Genomic DNA, 13,659 nt, shown 5'->3' with positions numbered 1-13,659 from the left:
CGGTTAGTCAGCGCTCCGCGGCGGACACGATGTTACGCCCCGGCCATCCTCGCCTGTGATTGGTCGCCTGTTCACGGGCGTGTTGGCCACGCGCCACGCGGAAGCTTCATGTCCCTGCCCGACGACGAACGTGCCCACCATTATTCCCCTCGCCAATCACCTGACAAAGGTACGAGCTTGAGCAGGGACGATCTATCCCTTAAAGTCCGTATTTAGTTGTCAATCGTTCGGAAAGTAGTCGTGGATCCCTTATCGGATATTTTGTCGGTGCTTAAATTGCGCAGCTATGTGTCGGGTGGCTTCGACGCGAGCGGAGAGTGGGCGGTACATTTTGGCTCTCATGAGGGGATCAAGTTCCATGCCGTCGTTACAGGCGAATGTTGGGTGGCGGTCGACTGCGAAGCGCCGGTGAAGGTCAAGGCGGGTGAATGTTTTCTTCTAGCCAGAGGAAAGCCGGTTCGCCTCGCCAGCAACATGGCCGCCGAGCCAATCAGTCTTCAATTTCTCCTACCTCCAACACATGACGGCCGCATCGTCACGTACAATAAGGGAGGCGAGTTTCTGAGCATCGGCGGATATTTTACTTTGGCGGATGGCCAAGCCGATATGCTACTTAACGTACTTCCCCCGTTCATTCATATTCGTAACGAGCCCAGTCGAGCAACAATTCGCTGGTGCGTTGAGCGCATGCGGCAGGAGTTGTGTGACCCGCAGCCGGGAGATTTTGTTGTCGCTCAGCAACTGGCTACCATGGTGCTCGTGGAGGCCTTGCGACTACACTTGTCGGCTAGAGACCGGGATGAGGTCGGCTGGCTCTTCGCTCTTGGCGATGAACGGATGAGGGCGGCGCTCAGCGCTATGCACGCCTCTCCCGGTTCACCATGGACATTGCAACTGATGGCTAAGAAGGCGGGCATGTCACGGACCACATTCGCAACGAGGTTCAAGGAAAAAGTCGGGCTCTCGCCCATGGAGTATATGACACGTTGGCGGATGATTTTAGCCGCTGACAGATTAACCAACTCTACGGAAACTCTCTCAGAGATTGGACACTCACTCGGATATAACTCCGAAAAGTCGTTTGGCACGGCGTTTAAGCGGGTGATGAATTATCCGCCCCGTCAATATGCCAAATTATGAAAAGAGTAGCAAAAGCATCCACACAAAGCAGAAGCGATAACCTATTAAGGCTAGCTCTGTCTTTCATTATGCCGGAAGCTGGAGCGGGTTCATATAGCGGAAAACGCTTGTTCGAGCCATAGCGGGAGCGTGGATGTGACCGTCATATTTGCCTTCTATATAAAAGCCAAGGAGCCTCAAACGAGGTTTGATCAAAATCAAATCTAAGGCGTCAATAATGGACGGCAGCATTTGCAAAATCCGTCAGGTATATCTACGCAATCGCTTTCCGGGCAACAGATCATACGGAGCGCGCCAACCCGGCAAGTCACGCAATCGACCCAACCAGCTAAAAATCTCAGGATGAGTCGTAGAATAGTCGTATCCCGTCTCGTCCTGTGGAAACGATAGATACGCGCTGGCCGAGAGGTCTGCTATTGTAGGTATGTCCCCGATTATGAAGGGAATTTGATCAACACGCCTTTCAAGGATACTCAGAAAGTCATCTACCCGCCGCCGTTGCCAACTAAGCACTGCTGGTTCTGCGTCAAAGGAGAAGGTTCGCAAGAAGCGGTAGCTCGCCATAAAACCTGAAAGCTTTTGGTTGTCCCAGAAAAGCCAGCGCAGAACCTCAAATCGCTCTGATTGGTCTCTTCCCTGGAACAGTCCGGTTTGCTCGGCAAGGCTTAATAAAATTGGACCGGTCTGCGTTAACTTATCCCCGTCTTCTTCTAGAACAGGGATTTCACCCATGGGATTAATTTGCTCGCGCCACTTTTGCGTCCATGTTACTCGGGACCCGAAGTCTGTCCAAACGGGCTCGAAGCTCTCACCGCAAAGGGTTAGCATCAGTGCCAGTTTGTAACTGTTGCCGGACTCTGGAAAATAGTGAAGGCGATAGCGGCTCATGATCGATTCTACAAATTATATGGCGCGATTGTGCTCTCAAGTCGACGTCACTTCGGGGAGTGTCGCCCAGGGAAAATTTTGGCACTAGGCCACCGGTGTTCTGACCACGTCATTGACCGGAAAGGCCGAACCTAGCCCTGATACCAGTGAAGAAAGACGCGTCATCAATAGCTCGGCGTTGCCCGAGCAGTTGCACTGCGTCCGGTGTGGCCTCATAACGCAGCTGATCCGACCCATCCGTTGTTGCATTAAAAATTACCTCCGCCACAGTTTGTGCTGAGGACCCCTGATCCGGATTCGAGCCGAGCGCACCGGCAAATGCTTGGACAATGGGTTGATATTCACTCAGGGTTCTATCATTACTGAAGTCTAAGGAGCGCCCTCCAAAGTCGGTCTTGACCCGGCCTGGTTCAATGATCTTCACGCGAACACCGATCGGCGCGAGCTCGTAATGTAGAGCTTCAGAGAGACCTTCAACGGCGAACTTGCTTCCATGGTAAAGTGTTCCAAGTGGAAAGGCCACGTGACCGCCGACCGACGAGACATTCACGATAACTCCACCACGCTGTTCGCGAAATTGAGGCAGCAATGCTTTGGTCGTCGCCAAAAGGCCAATGACGTTGGTGTCAAACTGACGTCGGATCTTTTCGAGCGGAGTCGCCTCCAACGGACCGTAGGCTCCGTAGCCCGCATTGTTAAGCAGGGCGTCGATACGACCAAACTGGCGGGTCCCGCTCTCGACCGCAGAACGAATTGAGTCGATGTCCTCGACGTCGAGACGCGCAACCAGAGTGCGCTCGAGCGCAGCCAAATCGGTCTCTTTATCTGGATCGCGCATTGTAGCGATAACATTCCAGCCCTTCGATTGAAAAAGCTGCGCCGTTGCTCGGCCGATGCCGGTCGATGCGCCAGTGATGAGTATAGTGTTTGTCATGGGTTTTCCTTGAGAGTTCTGAGTGGGGAGAAGCACGCTGTGCTACAATCGATTCATGTGATCTAACATCAGAGCAAACCCTCGAGACTGAGGCTTCTAGCCGTATCCGCAATTGCGTCGTCGTTAGGTCGAGGTGTCCATCCAAGCTCTCGCCTCGCCTTTTCCGCCGAGACGTCGCGCGTTTTGTTTAGTTCGTACAATCGAGCACGAATGGTTGCATTGCGAAGGGCCGACAACCGTACAAGCCAGTTCGGCAAGCGGCGCACAGGCACACGATCTGCCAGGTCAGGTACCCGCTCTCGAAGCGCTCGGCCAACGTCCTGCAGCCAGTAAAACGGTCCTGCACCGATAAAACGCTGGCCGGCGGCGCTGGGTGTCTTTAGTGCCCGGACATGCAGGTCGGCGATGTCGCGAACATCTACGAGCGGCCAGCCAAAGCGTGGCAACCCCGGCATTGAACTCCTCAGCAACGCACGCACAATGTCGATTGATGCAGAGTAGTCAGGTCCAAAAACCGGCCCGATTACTGCGCCAGGGCAAATGGTTACGAGCTCCATGTCGCACCCTTCCCGCGTGTGCCAGTCCCACGCGGCACGCTCGGCGGCCATCTTCGACCGCTCATATGCTGAACTGTCCGTCCGATCGCTCGCGTCTGACCAGTCGGCTTCGGTAAATGGCTTAGATCTACCGCCATGACCGTAACAGACGGCCGCCGTTGAAGAGGTCATTACAAATCGGATCACGCCGGCGTCGCGCGCCGCCCTCAACACGCGAAGCACTCCGTCGCGGGCGGGGCGCACCAATTCCTCATCTTTTTTTGGACTAAGCGAGGGAATAGGAGAGGCGATGTGCAACACACCTGAGCACCCTGCGCACGCTTCATTCCAACCAGCGTCGTCGGTGAGATTCGCTACGTGCACCTCAAGCCGGCCTCCTGCGGGCAAGACCTTAGCTATGGCCTGGCGAACGTCCGTCTCGCGAGATCGATCTCTTACCGTGGTCACCACCGTCGCGCCTTCACGAAGAAGCTGGACGATGCAGAAGGTCGCTATATAACCCGATCCACCTGTCACCAGAACTCGATCAAAGTCAGTCATGATCTTTCACCTCGCTAACGCCTCAGAATGGACACAAAGGTCACTATATGTCAAATGTGTCTGATTCCGGACTGCAGCGAATTTTGTCCGCAGCTTCAACCCTCTTCGGTCGGCACGGCTTCCAGCGTACCAGCATGGCGGACATTGCTCGCGAGGCGGGGATTGCTAGGGCAACCCTTTATCTTCGGTTTTCGGACAAAAGCACCGTCTTCGAAGCGTTGGCGTCATCATTGGTCGACAAGGCGATCGTGGGTGCGGAAGCCGCCTGGGACATCCAGGCGCCTCTTTCCACGAACCTCTCGAAGACCATGCTCGCCAAAGAACTCATATTTTTCCGTATGCTCAAGGATACGCCTCATGGCGCGGAGTTGATGGGCCTCCAATCAGAGATCATTTCTGTGCAAGCCGCTCGTTTAAGCGGCGAATATGAGGCACTTCTCGCCAGGCGGGGGGTTAAGGCGGCTGAAGACGGGGCAGACCTGACGGCATTCGATGGTGCCAAAGGCTTCGCAATGTTCTTAGTGAGGGCAGGATCCGGTCTGAAATATGAAACACAAACCGAACAGGAACTAACGGAAGCCATCGCTCGGCTCGCTAAGGTGGTTGCACGGGCTGTTGGTGAGGACTGAAACGCCTTCATGCTCGCGGAGAAACAACGTTGATGTTTATACGACGCTGTTCGAACTTAGCTATTCTTCCTCGGGGATTGTGCCGCAATGAAGTCGGCGATCATGCTGTAAAGCTTCGGCGAACTTGGCCAAAATGCTGATCCTCACATAGTAGGGTGGCCATCCATGCTCGGCTTTTGGGGCTAGAGACGGGTGTCTGATGAGAGCGATCGTGATCCAAGAGCTCGGTCTGCACGAGGAGACGGTTGGTGAGGCTCGGAGTCGTGCGACCGGGCGGTTCGGCGGTTCAACACGCGAACGCCGGCCCTCGCCGTCTGACCTAGCAGCCGAGAAAGTCCGGGTGAGACAGAAGAACGATCAACTCCGCATGTAGCGTAACATCGTAGAAAGCAGCGCTCATCTTTGATTAGGCCTCTCGTCAAATTATGGGTCCGTCCATGAGCAACGCATGATTTGGTCGCCGAGGTTGATCTGCAAAGCCGCGGGTTTGGCAGCCAGTGAGTGCTACGCTTCGTAAGCCAGACCGACGAGCGCGAGGGTGGAGGCCATTCACGCGCTGCTGGTCTTGAGCGAGCTTGTCACCCGGCGGCAAAAATCGTCACGAATTCAGAAAATTGAACTCATTGCAAAGCTCTACAATGAACCCGTTAAGATCGCGGACGTAGGCGACGGTTTGGCCCCAAGGTTTCTGTTCCGGCTCTTCGTAACCCGAGGCGCCCCCGTCTATAGCTTTCCGATAAGCAGCTTCGACATCTTCAACCACAAAAGCGACTTTAGCGCCGATGGGATTTTCGTCATCGCGATTCGGCCGGAACACCTTATTCCCGCTGGAGATTAGTGCCTCTCCCACGAAGCCAAGAGCGGTGGCTCCTGTCTCGAGCTCGCCATACGCCTCATCATCCGAAATGAAACGCTGCTCGAGGCCGAAAGCCCCCACATAAAACTCGATCGTCTTCCGAACATCAGGGACGTAGACTACGACGTAACCTAACCTTGGCATCATGATTTCCGCTCCATCTCGATATCCTGCAAACGCTATCCCCCAACAGCACGAAGATTTGGCGCAAGTGAGCCGGGTAATATTGACGCTGCGTATATGATTAGCTAACTTAACTATTAGACGGCCTAACCATATGGAACATCAATGTCAAGCTCCCGTTTCGATCGATACGTCGTGCTGGCACAACGTTTCGGCACCCGTACTCTGCTGTTCCAACAGGCGGCGGCTCGTCAGCTGGATCTGACGGCGACCGAGCTTGGGTGCTTTCGACTGGTGCAGCTTGACGGTCCGATAATTGCATCCGATTTAGCAAAGGAAACGGGTCTTACCCCGGCGTCGTTGAGCGTAATTATAGACAAACTTGTTGCGCGGAATTTCCTCAGTCGTGAGCAGGATAAGAAGGATCGCCGCCGGTGGTTATTGAGAGCGATAGAAATCGCGATTGTGAGAGTTGATGTCGTCTATACGGCACACGCACACCGGGTCGAGGCCTTACTCGACGAGTATACAAGCGAAGAGTTTGAAACCGCTTTGCGCTTCATCGACAAGCTCTCGACCGAACTGAAGGCTACCGCGATCGATCTCGGCTGCGGCGACTGACCATATGCGTGGGCATTGATCTCCTGTCGTCCAACCCGCGCAACATGGCATTGCGCCGCGATGCTGGGTGCGCCTTGCCCGTCCACGTCATGATGATGCAATTCGATGCGCTCTGGAGGTATCCCGGCCTCGATCAGGGACAGCAGGCGCCCGATTGAATCCTTCCCGCCCGATAACCACGACGATGGTGTTGTAGCTCCGCAGGTCCGGGCTGGTGGCCAGCGCCGTCACCACGGGCCACACAGATGCTCTATCACCCGGCGCGCGCGGGCATCGACGAGTTCAAGCGCCCCGCGATGGAGTTGAGACCCCTGGCGAGCGAGACCGACTACATGGGTCCAAGCCTTGTGATCGTCGGCGAAGATCTTTGCATCGTCGAAGCGCTGGATTTCGATCCGCGCCGAGCCGTCTTCGCTCTGGCCTGCTTCAAAGACGCCCCAGCCTTCCGCTAGAGCCTGTTCCTGATCGAAGTTCGTCATGGCGTTCCGCCTCCTCGCGGTCGCACGGACGCGAGCAGCCTCTCGACCGCTCGTCGTCTCTTTGGGGTGGATAGGAAAGCCCGTTAGGCCGTTAGGCCGTGAACCGCACCGGATTTCCCGGAGGCTCCAACTTCCAAGTAGGATGGAGCCATGACGAGCAAGACGACGAACAAATTCAGCCCTGAGGTCCGTGCCCGAGCGGTGCGGATGGTTTTGGAGCATGAGGGGGAACACCCGTCGCGGTGGGCGGCCGCCACGTCGATTGCGGGGAAGATTGGCTGTTCGACCCACACGCTGATGGACTGGGTGAAGAAGGCCGATATTGAGGCGGGTCGAACCTCGGGGGTTCCTTCGGAGGTCGCGGAGCGGATGAAGGCGCTGGAGCGCGAGAACCGGGAACTGCGGCAGGCCAATGAGATTCTGCGCAAGGCGTCAGCTTATTTTGCAGCGGCGGAGCTCGACCGCCCGTTCAAAAAATGATCGCCTTCATTGACGATCATCGGGGTACCTATGGGGTCGAGCCGATCTGCCGCGTTCTGCCGATCGCCCCTTCCACCTATCATGCCTATGCAGCCCGGCGGCGCGATTCGGAGCGTCTGCCGCCGCGTGCACGACGGGATACCGTGCTGAGAGTACAGATCCGCCGAGTCTGGGAGGAAAATTACCGAGTTTATGGTGTGCGCAAGGTCTGGCGGCAATTGCGCCGGGAGGGCAGCGCGGTCGCGCGCTGCACGACGGCCAGGCTTATGAAGCAGATGGGGCTTGCGGGGGTGATCCGCGGCAAGCCGGTGAAGACAACGGTCAGCAATCCGGCTGCCCCTTGCCCACGGGACAAAGTGAACCGGCAGTTTCGTGCAGCGAAGCCCAATGCTCTGTGGGTGTCCGATTTTACCTATGTCGCTACGTGGCAAGGCTTCGTGTACGTCGCCTTCGTCATCAATGTTTTTGCTCGCCGCATTGTCGGCTGGCGCGTGTCCCGATCGGCCCAGGCCGGATTTGTGCTCGATGCCTTGGAGCAGGCGCTGCACGATCGCCGGCCTGCGCGACAAGATGAGTTGATCCATCATAGCGACCGCGGCGTTCAATACTTGTCTATTCGCTACACCGAGCGCTTGGCCGAGGCTGGGATCGAACCATCCGTCGGCAGCGTCGGTGACAGCTACGACAATGCTCTCGCCGAAACCATCAATGGCCTGTTCAAGGCCGAGGTGATCCATCGCAGAGGACCTTGGCGCCACGCTGAAGCTGTGGAATTTGCCACCCTCGAATGGGTGGACTGGTTCAATCATCGGCGCATCCTCGAGCCCATCGGTAATATCCCGCCTGCCGAGGCCGAAGCACGCTACTATGCCAGCCTTGAGGCAATACCTTTAGCCGCGTAACTTAAACCAAATAGCCTCCGGAAAACCCGGCGCGGTTCACCGCGGCCTTGAGAGCCGTTTCCGTCACGCCAGCGGCTTCACCTTCGGTGCTGGCAAGCGGCGAAGTCAGGCGCGCGGCGTAGTCGGGATGGAAAGCCAACAGGAAGTCCGCAGCGCGTTGTGCGTCGGCAGCAACGCGGAAGATTCCGCGCTTATCCTCGCGTAAAATTTCGAGCCAATGCGAGAGGTAGGCGGCGCCGTTGACGAAATCGCACTCGGCGATCCCGAGCGTACTGCACACGTTGAGTTGTCCCAATTCGGCGACCAATTCTTCACGCGCGTAGGACTTCGATCCGAAGCGGCCTGACATGTCGCGGTTCAGCCGGTGCTTGGCGCCAGTCCAGTGGATGCCCTCATGGACCTGGACGCTCGACCGTGCCGCAGGCGAATGAAACGCTACGGCGGGCGGCATTGGATGTGATCCGTGACGGTCGAATAGAAGGCGCGAGGACCGCCGATGCGGATCTCGGCGCCGCTGTTGGCGAAGATGGTTTCGACCGCATCCGGCGAGCGCCAGGGCGCTTCCTCAATGGTCGGCGGCAGATAGTCCGGAATGCCGTCGATCTGGCTCGCATGGAACAGCGTGAACGAGCGGAGCATGGGAAACCATTTGCCTTCGCCCGTCGAACCACCCTCGTTCTTTGCGCCATCAACCTCGATGCGCTTGTAGAAATATCCGGTGATGCCGCGTGAGCCCTGTTTCACCTGCCAGCCCCTTTCCTGGGCCCGCTTGTAGGTCGCCCAACGGGGATCGCCGGTCATGAAAGCCATTCGGTTGATGCCGAGTGTGAGGACGTTGATGCCGCGATAGCCCGCGCCCGTGATGGCGTTCCGAGGCATGGAGGGGCCGCCGGCTTTTCCGGAATCCCAGGGTTGGCGCCAGGGCGGCGTCCCGGCTTCAAGCGCTTCTATCACTTGTTGGGTGACGTCCTGGTAATGGTCGCGTGGGTTCTTTTCCTGCTTTCGCATCGGGATTCTCCATGATTTGGATGACCCCTCCCTCGCCCCGCGCCTGGTCCCCCGGGGCAAGGGCGCAGCCGGCTTGCCGGGCGCGCGATCAGCGCGACCCTTGCGGCGGTGGGTCCAGGGCGCGGTAGGGAGCTTCATACCTCCCTCATGTTTTCAGCTTTTCCCGAAGATTTTTTTCCACCGGCTCATCGCGCGGCCGCGTGCCGGAACACGGCCTGGCCGCCCGATCCAGCGAGAGTCCAACGGCCATCTGCTGGACCCAAACGGGCACAGCGGAGAGCATGAAGCTCTCGCCCGACCAGGCTAGGAGGAGCGTCGTGCCCATCGTATCGGCGATAGCCTGCGCGGCATCCGGCGGAACGGCATTGCCAATTCTCTCGCGCCAGTCTGCGTCCGAGAGGCCGTCGAGTTTGAGGTATTCCTCGGGATCGACAAGGCTCTGCAGAGACGCGAGTTCGAGGGTCGTGAAAGGGCGATGCCAGGTCCCGTCGAGGCTTGCTTGGATAAACGGCTGAGATTTGGATTTCCGGCGTTGTATAAGCCGGCAACACGATTGAAGTTGTCCTGAATCCACTTGTCGAGTTTCTGACGAAAGAATATGGCCGCGCTCGATAGTTGCGCTTTATGATATTTGACCGCTTATCGATCCATGCCGCTGGAAGACGACAGGTCAATGACACACCCAAATCGATCTGGGGGGCCGGTCGGAAGACAACGACTCATATCAGACATTAGTCCTTACCGCGCGAAGGTTGCTAGTGTCGGAGCAACTCTGAGGCGACGTCTTTTTGCAAGTCCTCTTGGCCTGGAGCGCCATTGGATTGACAGCAGTTCTCGGTATCCAGACACGGTAGAGCCTAGGCGCTCAAGACCGGACTGGGGCCGCGCTCGAGGTAGGTGGAAAGTGCGATGTAGCTTCGGGTCCCCTTGAACCCCTCGATGGAGTGGATGCGCTCCAGCAGGTCCTCCAGCGCTTGGGTGTCCTTAGTACGGACCTTCAACAGCATCGCGCTCTCGCCGGTCACAGTGTGGATCTCCTCTACCTCTGGTAGCTCCTTGAGGGCGAGCAGATGCCGGGTGACCGCCCAGCTTGTCGTGTCGACATGCACAAATGTGAGGAGCGGACGGCCGATCTTGGCGCCGTTAAGCACCGCCACCGTCCCTTTAATGATGCCGTCGTGCCTGAGCCGCTTCACCCGCTCATGGACGGCGGGCGGAGAAAGGCGAAGGTTGTGGCCAAGATCGGCGTAGCTAAGCGTCGCATCTTCGGCCAGCAAGCCTAACAGCCTTCGGTCGACCGCATCGAGCTTGGCGGGTGAGACGGGCTTTCTCCGAACCACGTTCGTTTCTTCAGACATCGAACTTCTACCCCTTTCCGTGTGACAATCGTTCGGGCAATTTACTGCTACACCTCACATATTTAGGCGATGAAGGCAGGAGAAGGAATGGCGTTCGATACAAAGGTGGCGATCCTTGTACACGAAGATCTCGCCGTGTGGCAGAAGCTGAACGTCACGGCCTTCCTCGCCACCGGTATCGCCGGGGCTGCGCCGGAGGCCATGGGAGAGCCCTATATCGGCGCGACGGGCCGACGATACGCGCCGCTGCTGGGCCAACCTATGCTCGTTTTTGCTGCAACCTTGGAGGATCTTCGGCGTAGTCACCGCATTGCGGGCGAGCGGGACCTTGCCTGTGCTGCCTACGTCCGGTCGATGTTCTCGACGGGCGACGATGCGGCCAACCGTGAGGCCTTCCTGACTGAGTTGGCCGACGCTCCCGACTTTGTCGGCATCGCTATGCGCGGCCCGAAGAAGGACGTTGACAGGGCTACGAAGGGCACGAAGCTTCACCCCTGACGCGGACGGCCCAGAGCGGGTGTCGGAAGAGAGATCGGACAGGTAGAACGTTTCGGGTTGTCGCCATAATTATCGATTGCGGATCTCATTGTGTCTAGAAACTCCCGCCCCCCACAGGACGTCGCGATCGCCAAGAGCGCGCCCTATCTTTTGATACCAGATTGCTGGAGGAAGGCCGGGCACCTTGTCACCAGTGTGTACAGCTGCCTCTTTCGCGATGGCCGTCGCACCATCCTGATCGACGCCGGGATCGGCAAAGGCTAGCGCTGCGCATTGCGCTTATTCGACGATGCCGAAGCTGATAACTCGGTCAGCTTGCCGTGCTGGCGTCGTCGCACCGAAAACTATGACATGCGTGCTGATCAACCCCGTCCACATCGTCCATCCGCCGTCCGGAACGTGGATTGGTGTTCTGCGCGCCCGCTTTGTTCGCATGATGAGGCAACTGCAGGTCAGATCACGTCTTCGCTTCAGATTTCTCGGGCACATCGGCGGGCGTGATCAAACGAGACAAAGCAGGATGCACTACGAACTGAGCGAGCCAGTGTCGCGGCGATCTTGCAGCGCTCGGACAACACCTCCCTTTTCCTGACTTTCACTCACGACATTCACCCCCGGTCGAGAGCCCGTTTCAGGACAGATCTGACCACAAGTTCGTGCCCCAGGAGGATGGCGGCGAGATAGGTTCGGCCAAGCGTGTTGTGACAGTGCACGACTGTCGTCGCGACAAGTTCTTTACCTGCCGTCGCCTGACGTAGGAGCAGCGAGGTACGGAAGTCGAGGTGCCGATCGTCCTCACCCAGCACGACCTCCCGTGCGGATCGTGACAGCACCGGGAAGAAGTCAATGCGGTCTACCCCGTCCCGCGCGAGCCGCTTACGCAATTGTCCGGACGTCTTTACGCCGAAAAGGCCAATGGCCGCATCGCGCAAGCCGAGCGCCGTCCGGAACACAGGGCCTGGATGTCCAAAAACACGGTCCGCCAGGACGTCTATCCCCTCCGCGTCGGCTGGAAGCAGGACGCAGAAGGCATCGGCGAGATCAGCATTTCGATAGCGGAGCGCGAGTTCACTGTCCCTCGGCAGGCCAGTCCGGCGCACGATGCCATGGAGCATGGTGGGGCGATTGGTCCCGCCGAACGCCAGTCGCGTCATGCAGCTGCCGCTGTGGCGGTCACAAGCGACATCAACGGTGCGCCGACCAGCGGTGCGATCCGGTTCTGCATCGCAACGATAGCCGGAAGCGGCCGCCACATGACTTTCAAGGTCGCGACCAGCCCGGTCGAGTCGAACTCAAACAAGTCCATGCCGTCCAGCGTGATACCACCTGCGTCGAGCCGGAAGGCGACGGCACTGTGTGCGTTACCGTGCATCACCTCGACAACCTCGAACCTGTCAATGGCGCCTAGGACCACACTCAGCACGGCCCTGAGCTTCTCTTTGCCTTGGAACGGCTCGGGGAAGATCGGGCTCCAAAGGGTCACTTCATTCGTCACGTGGTCCAGCAAGCCATTCGCATCCCTACCGTGGATGGCATGCAGGAAGGCGTCGAGGTGCGCATGGGACATTATGAACTCCGAAGGTTTGGGAGAAGCGTCCCTGATGTTTAGGCCCCGCATCCGAGTGCTTGTAGGCACCTTATCCGGCAAGGCAGTATGGACTTGATGTCCACACCTGTTTCTCCTGCCACCCTGCTGCAACTCCTCTGCTTCGTGCGCGTGGTCGAGGCGGGCTCGTTCGCGGAAGCGGCGCGGCGCCTGGAGATGACCACCTCCGGCGTGTCCAAGACCATCGCACGCTTCGAGGCCGCCAACGGTATCAAGCTGCTGCACCGCTCGACCCACTCACAATCCTTGACGCCAGAGGGCGAAGCGTTGCTTGCCGAAGCGCGCGAGACGTTAAAGAGCGTCGAACGGCTCGAAGCCGCCCTTGCAATGACGGCTCACGGCGGGTTCGCCGGCCGCGTGCGGATCAGTGGCCCGACCGCCTTCATTCGTTCCTGCCTCATTCCCTTGGTGCCGGAGTTCCTTGAGGCCCACCCGCAGATCGGGATCGACCTTCGGGCCAGCGACGCCGCCGACGACCTCGCGTCGCAAGGCGTTGATGTCGCGATTCGGGCGGGATCGCTCGACGGGGTCCCCGGCCAGGTGGCCCAGGCGCTGTTCGACTTCCCTTGGGTCGCCTGCGCCGCGCCGCGGTATCTTGCCCGGGACGGACTGCCGCACACTCCGGCCGAACTGGCCCAGAAGGACCTGATTGGATACCGCAATGGCGGCACGGGCCGGGTCCAGCCTTGGCGGTTCAGGGCGGCCCACTCCGGGGACGAACCTATCCGCGTCGTGCCGAACGGCCGCGTGATTGCCGACGACGGCCTATCGGCATGGGAGATGGTGCGGTCCGGCCAGGGCATCGCCTGGGCCCCGTATTGGCTGGCGGCGGAGGACCTGCGGTCCGGTCAGGCCGTCGAGGTGCTCCGAGACTTTCGCGTCGAGACGACGGCCATGTCGATGCTGCGCCGGGAGCGGCAGGTCCCTCGCCGCACTGGGGCCGCTATCGCCTTCCTTCGGAAGAACGCCTGGCGCTGGACCGAACCGGGCGCGTAAAGGCTCGCCAGTACACTAGCGGAGGCGCCTCGGCACGGTTGATC

General features: G+C 58.6%; 18 protein-coding genes and 1 other annotated feature. Of the genes, 7 read left to right on the top strand and 11 right to left on the bottom strand.

The window, feature by feature from the left end; all coding sequences use genetic code 11:
• The first annotated feature begins 240 nt into the window (after nt 1-240).
• Nucleotides 241-1,140 (top strand): AraC family transcriptional regulator, encoded by a 900-nt coding sequence (locus ASILVAE211_RS22155; RefSeq protein ID WP_227323546.1) that lies wholly within the window; start codon nt 241-243, stop codon nt 1,138-1,140.
• Between the two features lie 243 nt (nt 1,141-1,383).
• Here the strand turns inward: ASILVAE211_RS22155 and ASILVAE211_RS22150 are convergent, their stop codons facing one another.
• From ASILVAE211_RS22150 to ASILVAE211_RS22140, 3 genes are all read right to left on the bottom strand, one after another.
• Nucleotides 1,384-2,028 carry a glutathione S-transferase family protein gene (locus ASILVAE211_RS22150; RefSeq protein ID WP_227323545.1) on the bottom strand — a complete coding sequence of 215 codons (645 nt, stop codon included), beginning with the start codon at nt 2,026-2,028 and terminating at the stop codon, nt 1,384-1,386.
• 109 nt (nt 2,029-2,137) lie between these two features.
• A complete protein-coding gene (locus ASILVAE211_RS22145) occupies nt 2,138-2,962 on the bottom strand; it encodes an SDR family oxidoreductase (RefSeq protein WP_227323544.1) in 825 nt (274 codons plus the stop codon).
• A gap of 68 nt (nt 2,963-3,030) precedes the next feature.
• A complete protein-coding gene (locus ASILVAE211_RS22140; RefSeq protein ID WP_227323543.1) occupies nt 3,031-4,059 on the bottom strand; it encodes an SDR family oxidoreductase in 1,029 nt (342 codons plus the stop codon).
• A gap of 47 nt (nt 4,060-4,106) precedes the next feature.
• Between ASILVAE211_RS22140 and ASILVAE211_RS22135 the strand changes: the two genes are divergently transcribed.
• Nucleotides 4,107-4,688 carry a TetR/AcrR family transcriptional regulator gene (locus ASILVAE211_RS22135; protein ID WP_227323542.1) on the top strand — a complete coding sequence of 194 codons (582 nt, stop codon included), beginning with the start codon at nt 4,107-4,109 and terminating at the stop codon, nt 4,686-4,688.
• A 598-nt stretch (nt 4,689-5,286) separates the two neighbouring features.
• Here the strand turns inward: ASILVAE211_RS22135 and ASILVAE211_RS22130 are convergent.
• On the bottom strand, nt 5,287-5,691 hold the full coding sequence (locus ASILVAE211_RS22130) for a VOC family protein (protein ID WP_227323541.1): 405 nt from the start codon (nt 5,689-5,691) through the stop codon (nt 5,287-5,289).
• A 141-nt stretch (nt 5,692-5,832) separates the two neighbouring features.
• On the opposite strand from ASILVAE211_RS22130, the gene ASILVAE211_RS22125 reads away from it, so the two are divergent.
• Entirely contained in the window at nt 5,833-6,288 is a 456-nt protein-coding gene (locus ASILVAE211_RS22125) for a MarR family winged helix-turn-helix transcriptional regulator (RefSeq protein WP_227323540.1), read from the top strand.
• A gap of 8 nt (nt 6,289-6,296) precedes the next feature.
• Entirely contained in the window at nt 6,297-6,446 is a 150-nt protein-coding gene (locus tag ASILVAE211_RS22120) for a hypothetical protein (RefSeq protein ID WP_227323539.1), read from the top strand.
• A 69-nt stretch (nt 6,447-6,515) separates the two neighbouring features.
• Here ASILVAE211_RS22120 and ASILVAE211_RS22115 read toward each other — a convergent pair whose 3' ends face one another.
• Nucleotides 6,516-6,767: a hypothetical protein gene (locus ASILVAE211_RS22115; RefSeq protein ID WP_227323538.1), complete on the bottom strand. Its 252-nt coding sequence runs from the start codon at nt 6,765-6,767 to the stop codon at nt 6,516-6,518.
• Between the two features lie 150 nt (nt 6,768-6,917).
• Here ASILVAE211_RS22115 and ASILVAE211_RS22110 point away from each other — a divergent pair.
• Nucleotides 6,918-8,149 (top strand): IS3 family transposase gene (locus ASILVAE211_RS22110; RefSeq protein WP_227323537.1). Its coding sequence is split into 2 segments (ribosomal slippage): nt 6,918-7,209 and nt 7,209-8,149, totalling 1,233 coding nucleotides; the frame shifts between segments, so codons are not numbered across the junction.
• Nucleotides 7,202-7,318 (top strand) — a sequence feature (AL1L pseudoknot). It overlaps the preceding gene by 117 nt.
• A gap of 1 nt (nt 8,150) precedes the next feature.
• On the opposite strand, the gene ASILVAE211_RS22105 is transcribed toward ASILVAE211_RS22110, so the two are convergent.
• The 4 genes from ASILVAE211_RS22105 to ASILVAE211_RS22090 form a co-directional block, all read right to left on the bottom strand.
• Nucleotides 8,151-8,600 carry a zincin-like metallopeptidase domain-containing protein gene (locus ASILVAE211_RS22105; RefSeq protein ID WP_227323536.1) on the bottom strand — a complete coding sequence of 150 codons (450 nt, stop codon included), beginning with the start codon at nt 8,598-8,600 and terminating at the stop codon, nt 8,151-8,153.
• Nucleotides 8,585-9,157 carry an ArdC-like ssDNA-binding domain-containing protein gene (locus tag ASILVAE211_RS22100; protein WP_227323535.1) on the bottom strand — a complete coding sequence of 191 codons (573 nt, stop codon included), beginning with the start codon at nt 9,155-9,157 and terminating at the stop codon, nt 8,585-8,587. Before ASILVAE211_RS22100 ends, ASILVAE211_RS22105 begins: the two co-directional genes overlap by 16 nt.
• 145 nt (nt 9,158-9,302) lie before the next feature.
• Nucleotides 9,303-9,731 carry a DNA cytosine methyltransferase gene (locus tag ASILVAE211_RS22095; RefSeq protein WP_227323534.1) on the bottom strand — a complete coding sequence of 143 codons (429 nt, stop codon included), beginning with the start codon at nt 9,729-9,731 and terminating at the stop codon, nt 9,303-9,305.
• Between the two features lie 283 nt (nt 9,732-10,014).
• Entirely contained in the window at nt 10,015-10,515 is a 501-nt protein-coding gene (locus ASILVAE211_RS22090; RefSeq protein WP_227323533.1) for an Lrp/AsnC family transcriptional regulator, read from the bottom strand.
• A gap of 87 nt (nt 10,516-10,602) precedes the next feature.
• Here ASILVAE211_RS22090 and ASILVAE211_RS22085 point away from each other — a divergent pair, with 87 nt between their 5' ends.
• On the top strand, nt 10,603-11,013 hold the full coding sequence (locus tag ASILVAE211_RS22085; RefSeq protein ID WP_227323532.1) for a DUF2000 family protein: 411 nt from the start codon (nt 10,603-10,605) through the stop codon (nt 11,011-11,013).
• A 608-nt stretch (nt 11,014-11,621) separates the two neighbouring features.
• On the opposite strand, the gene ASILVAE211_RS22080 is transcribed toward ASILVAE211_RS22085, so the two are convergent.
• Nucleotides 11,622-12,167, bottom strand: a complete 546-nt coding sequence (locus ASILVAE211_RS22080) for a DUF2867 domain-containing protein (protein WP_227323531.1) — start codon at nt 12,165-12,167, stop codon at nt 11,622-11,624.
• Nucleotides 12,164-12,580: a nuclear transport factor 2 family protein gene (locus tag ASILVAE211_RS22075; RefSeq protein WP_227323530.1), complete on the bottom strand. Its 417-nt coding sequence runs from the start codon at nt 12,578-12,580 to the stop codon at nt 12,164-12,166. Before ASILVAE211_RS22075 ends, ASILVAE211_RS22080 begins: the two co-directional genes overlap by 4 nt.
• Nucleotides 12,581-12,676: 96 nt before the next feature.
• Here ASILVAE211_RS22075 and ASILVAE211_RS22070 point away from each other — a divergent pair, with 96 nt between their 5' ends.
• Complete coding sequence (locus tag ASILVAE211_RS22070) at nt 12,677-13,615, top strand: LysR family transcriptional regulator (RefSeq protein ID WP_227323529.1); 939 nt, start codon at nt 12,677-12,679, stop codon at nt 13,613-13,615.
• Nucleotides 13,616-13,659 lie beyond the last annotated feature (44 nt).

Origin of the sequence: Acidisoma silvae, from assembly GCF_020618775.1 — a bacterium.
GTDB lineage: Bacteria > Pseudomonadota > Alphaproteobacteria > Acetobacterales > Acetobacteraceae > Acidisoma > Acidisoma silvae.
The sequence above is the reverse complement of the archived record's forward strand: the minus strand, read 5'-3'. Positions and strand labels throughout refer to the sequence as shown.

What these genes read in the sequence shown, in the direction of transcription:
- ASILVAE211_RS22140 (WP_227323543.1), bottom strand. Translation starts at nt 4,059, where the DNA reads ATGACTGACTTTGATCGAGTTCTGGTGACAGGTGGATCGGGTTATATA.
- ASILVAE211_RS22070 (WP_227323529.1), top strand. Translation starts at nt 12,677, where the DNA reads ATGTCCACACCTGTTTCTCCTGCCACCCTGCTGCAACTCCTCTGCTTC.
- ASILVAE211_RS22075 (WP_227323530.1), bottom strand. Translation starts at nt 12,580, where the DNA reads ATGTCCCATGCGCACCTCGACGCCTTCCTGCATGCCATCCACGGTAGG.
- ASILVAE211_RS22085 (WP_227323532.1), top strand. Translation starts at nt 10,603, where the DNA reads ATGGCGTTCGATACAAAGGTGGCGATCCTTGTACACGAAGATCTCGCC.
- ASILVAE211_RS22125 (WP_227323540.1), top strand. Translation starts at nt 5,833, where the DNA reads ATGTCAAGCTCCCGTTTCGATCGATACGTCGTGCTGGCACAACGTTTC.
- ASILVAE211_RS22080 (WP_227323531.1), bottom strand. Translation starts at nt 12,167, where the DNA reads ATGACGCGACTGGCGTTCGGCGGGACCAATCGCCCCACCATGCTCCAT.
- ASILVAE211_RS22145 (WP_227323544.1), bottom strand. Translation starts at nt 2,962, where the DNA reads ATGACAAACACTATACTCATCACTGGCGCATCGACCGGCATCGGCCGA.
- ASILVAE211_RS22130 (WP_227323541.1), bottom strand. Translation starts at nt 5,691, where the DNA reads ATGATGCCAAGGTTAGGTTACGTCGTAGTCTACGTCCCTGATGTTCGG.
- ASILVAE211_RS22100 (WP_227323535.1), bottom strand. Translation starts at nt 9,157, where the DNA reads ATGCGAAAGCAGGAAAAGAACCCACGCGACCATTACCAGGACGTCACC.
- ASILVAE211_RS22105 (WP_227323536.1), bottom strand. Translation starts at nt 8,600, where the DNA reads ATGCCGCCCGCCGTAGCGTTTCATTCGCCTGCGGCACGGTCGAGCGTC.
- ASILVAE211_RS22115 (WP_227323538.1), bottom strand. Translation starts at nt 6,767, where the DNA reads ATGACGAACTTCGATCAGGAACAGGCTCTAGCGGAAGGCTGGGGCGTC.
- ASILVAE211_RS22150 (WP_227323545.1), bottom strand. Translation starts at nt 2,028, where the DNA reads ATGAGCCGCTATCGCCTTCACTATTTTCCAGAGTCCGGCAACAGTTAC.
- ASILVAE211_RS22135 (WP_227323542.1), top strand. Translation starts at nt 4,107, where the DNA reads ATGTCAAATGTGTCTGATTCCGGACTGCAGCGAATTTTGTCCGCAGCT.
- ASILVAE211_RS22090 (WP_227323533.1), bottom strand. Translation starts at nt 10,515, where the DNA reads ATGTCTGAAGAAACGAACGTGGTTCGGAGAAAGCCCGTCTCACCCGCC.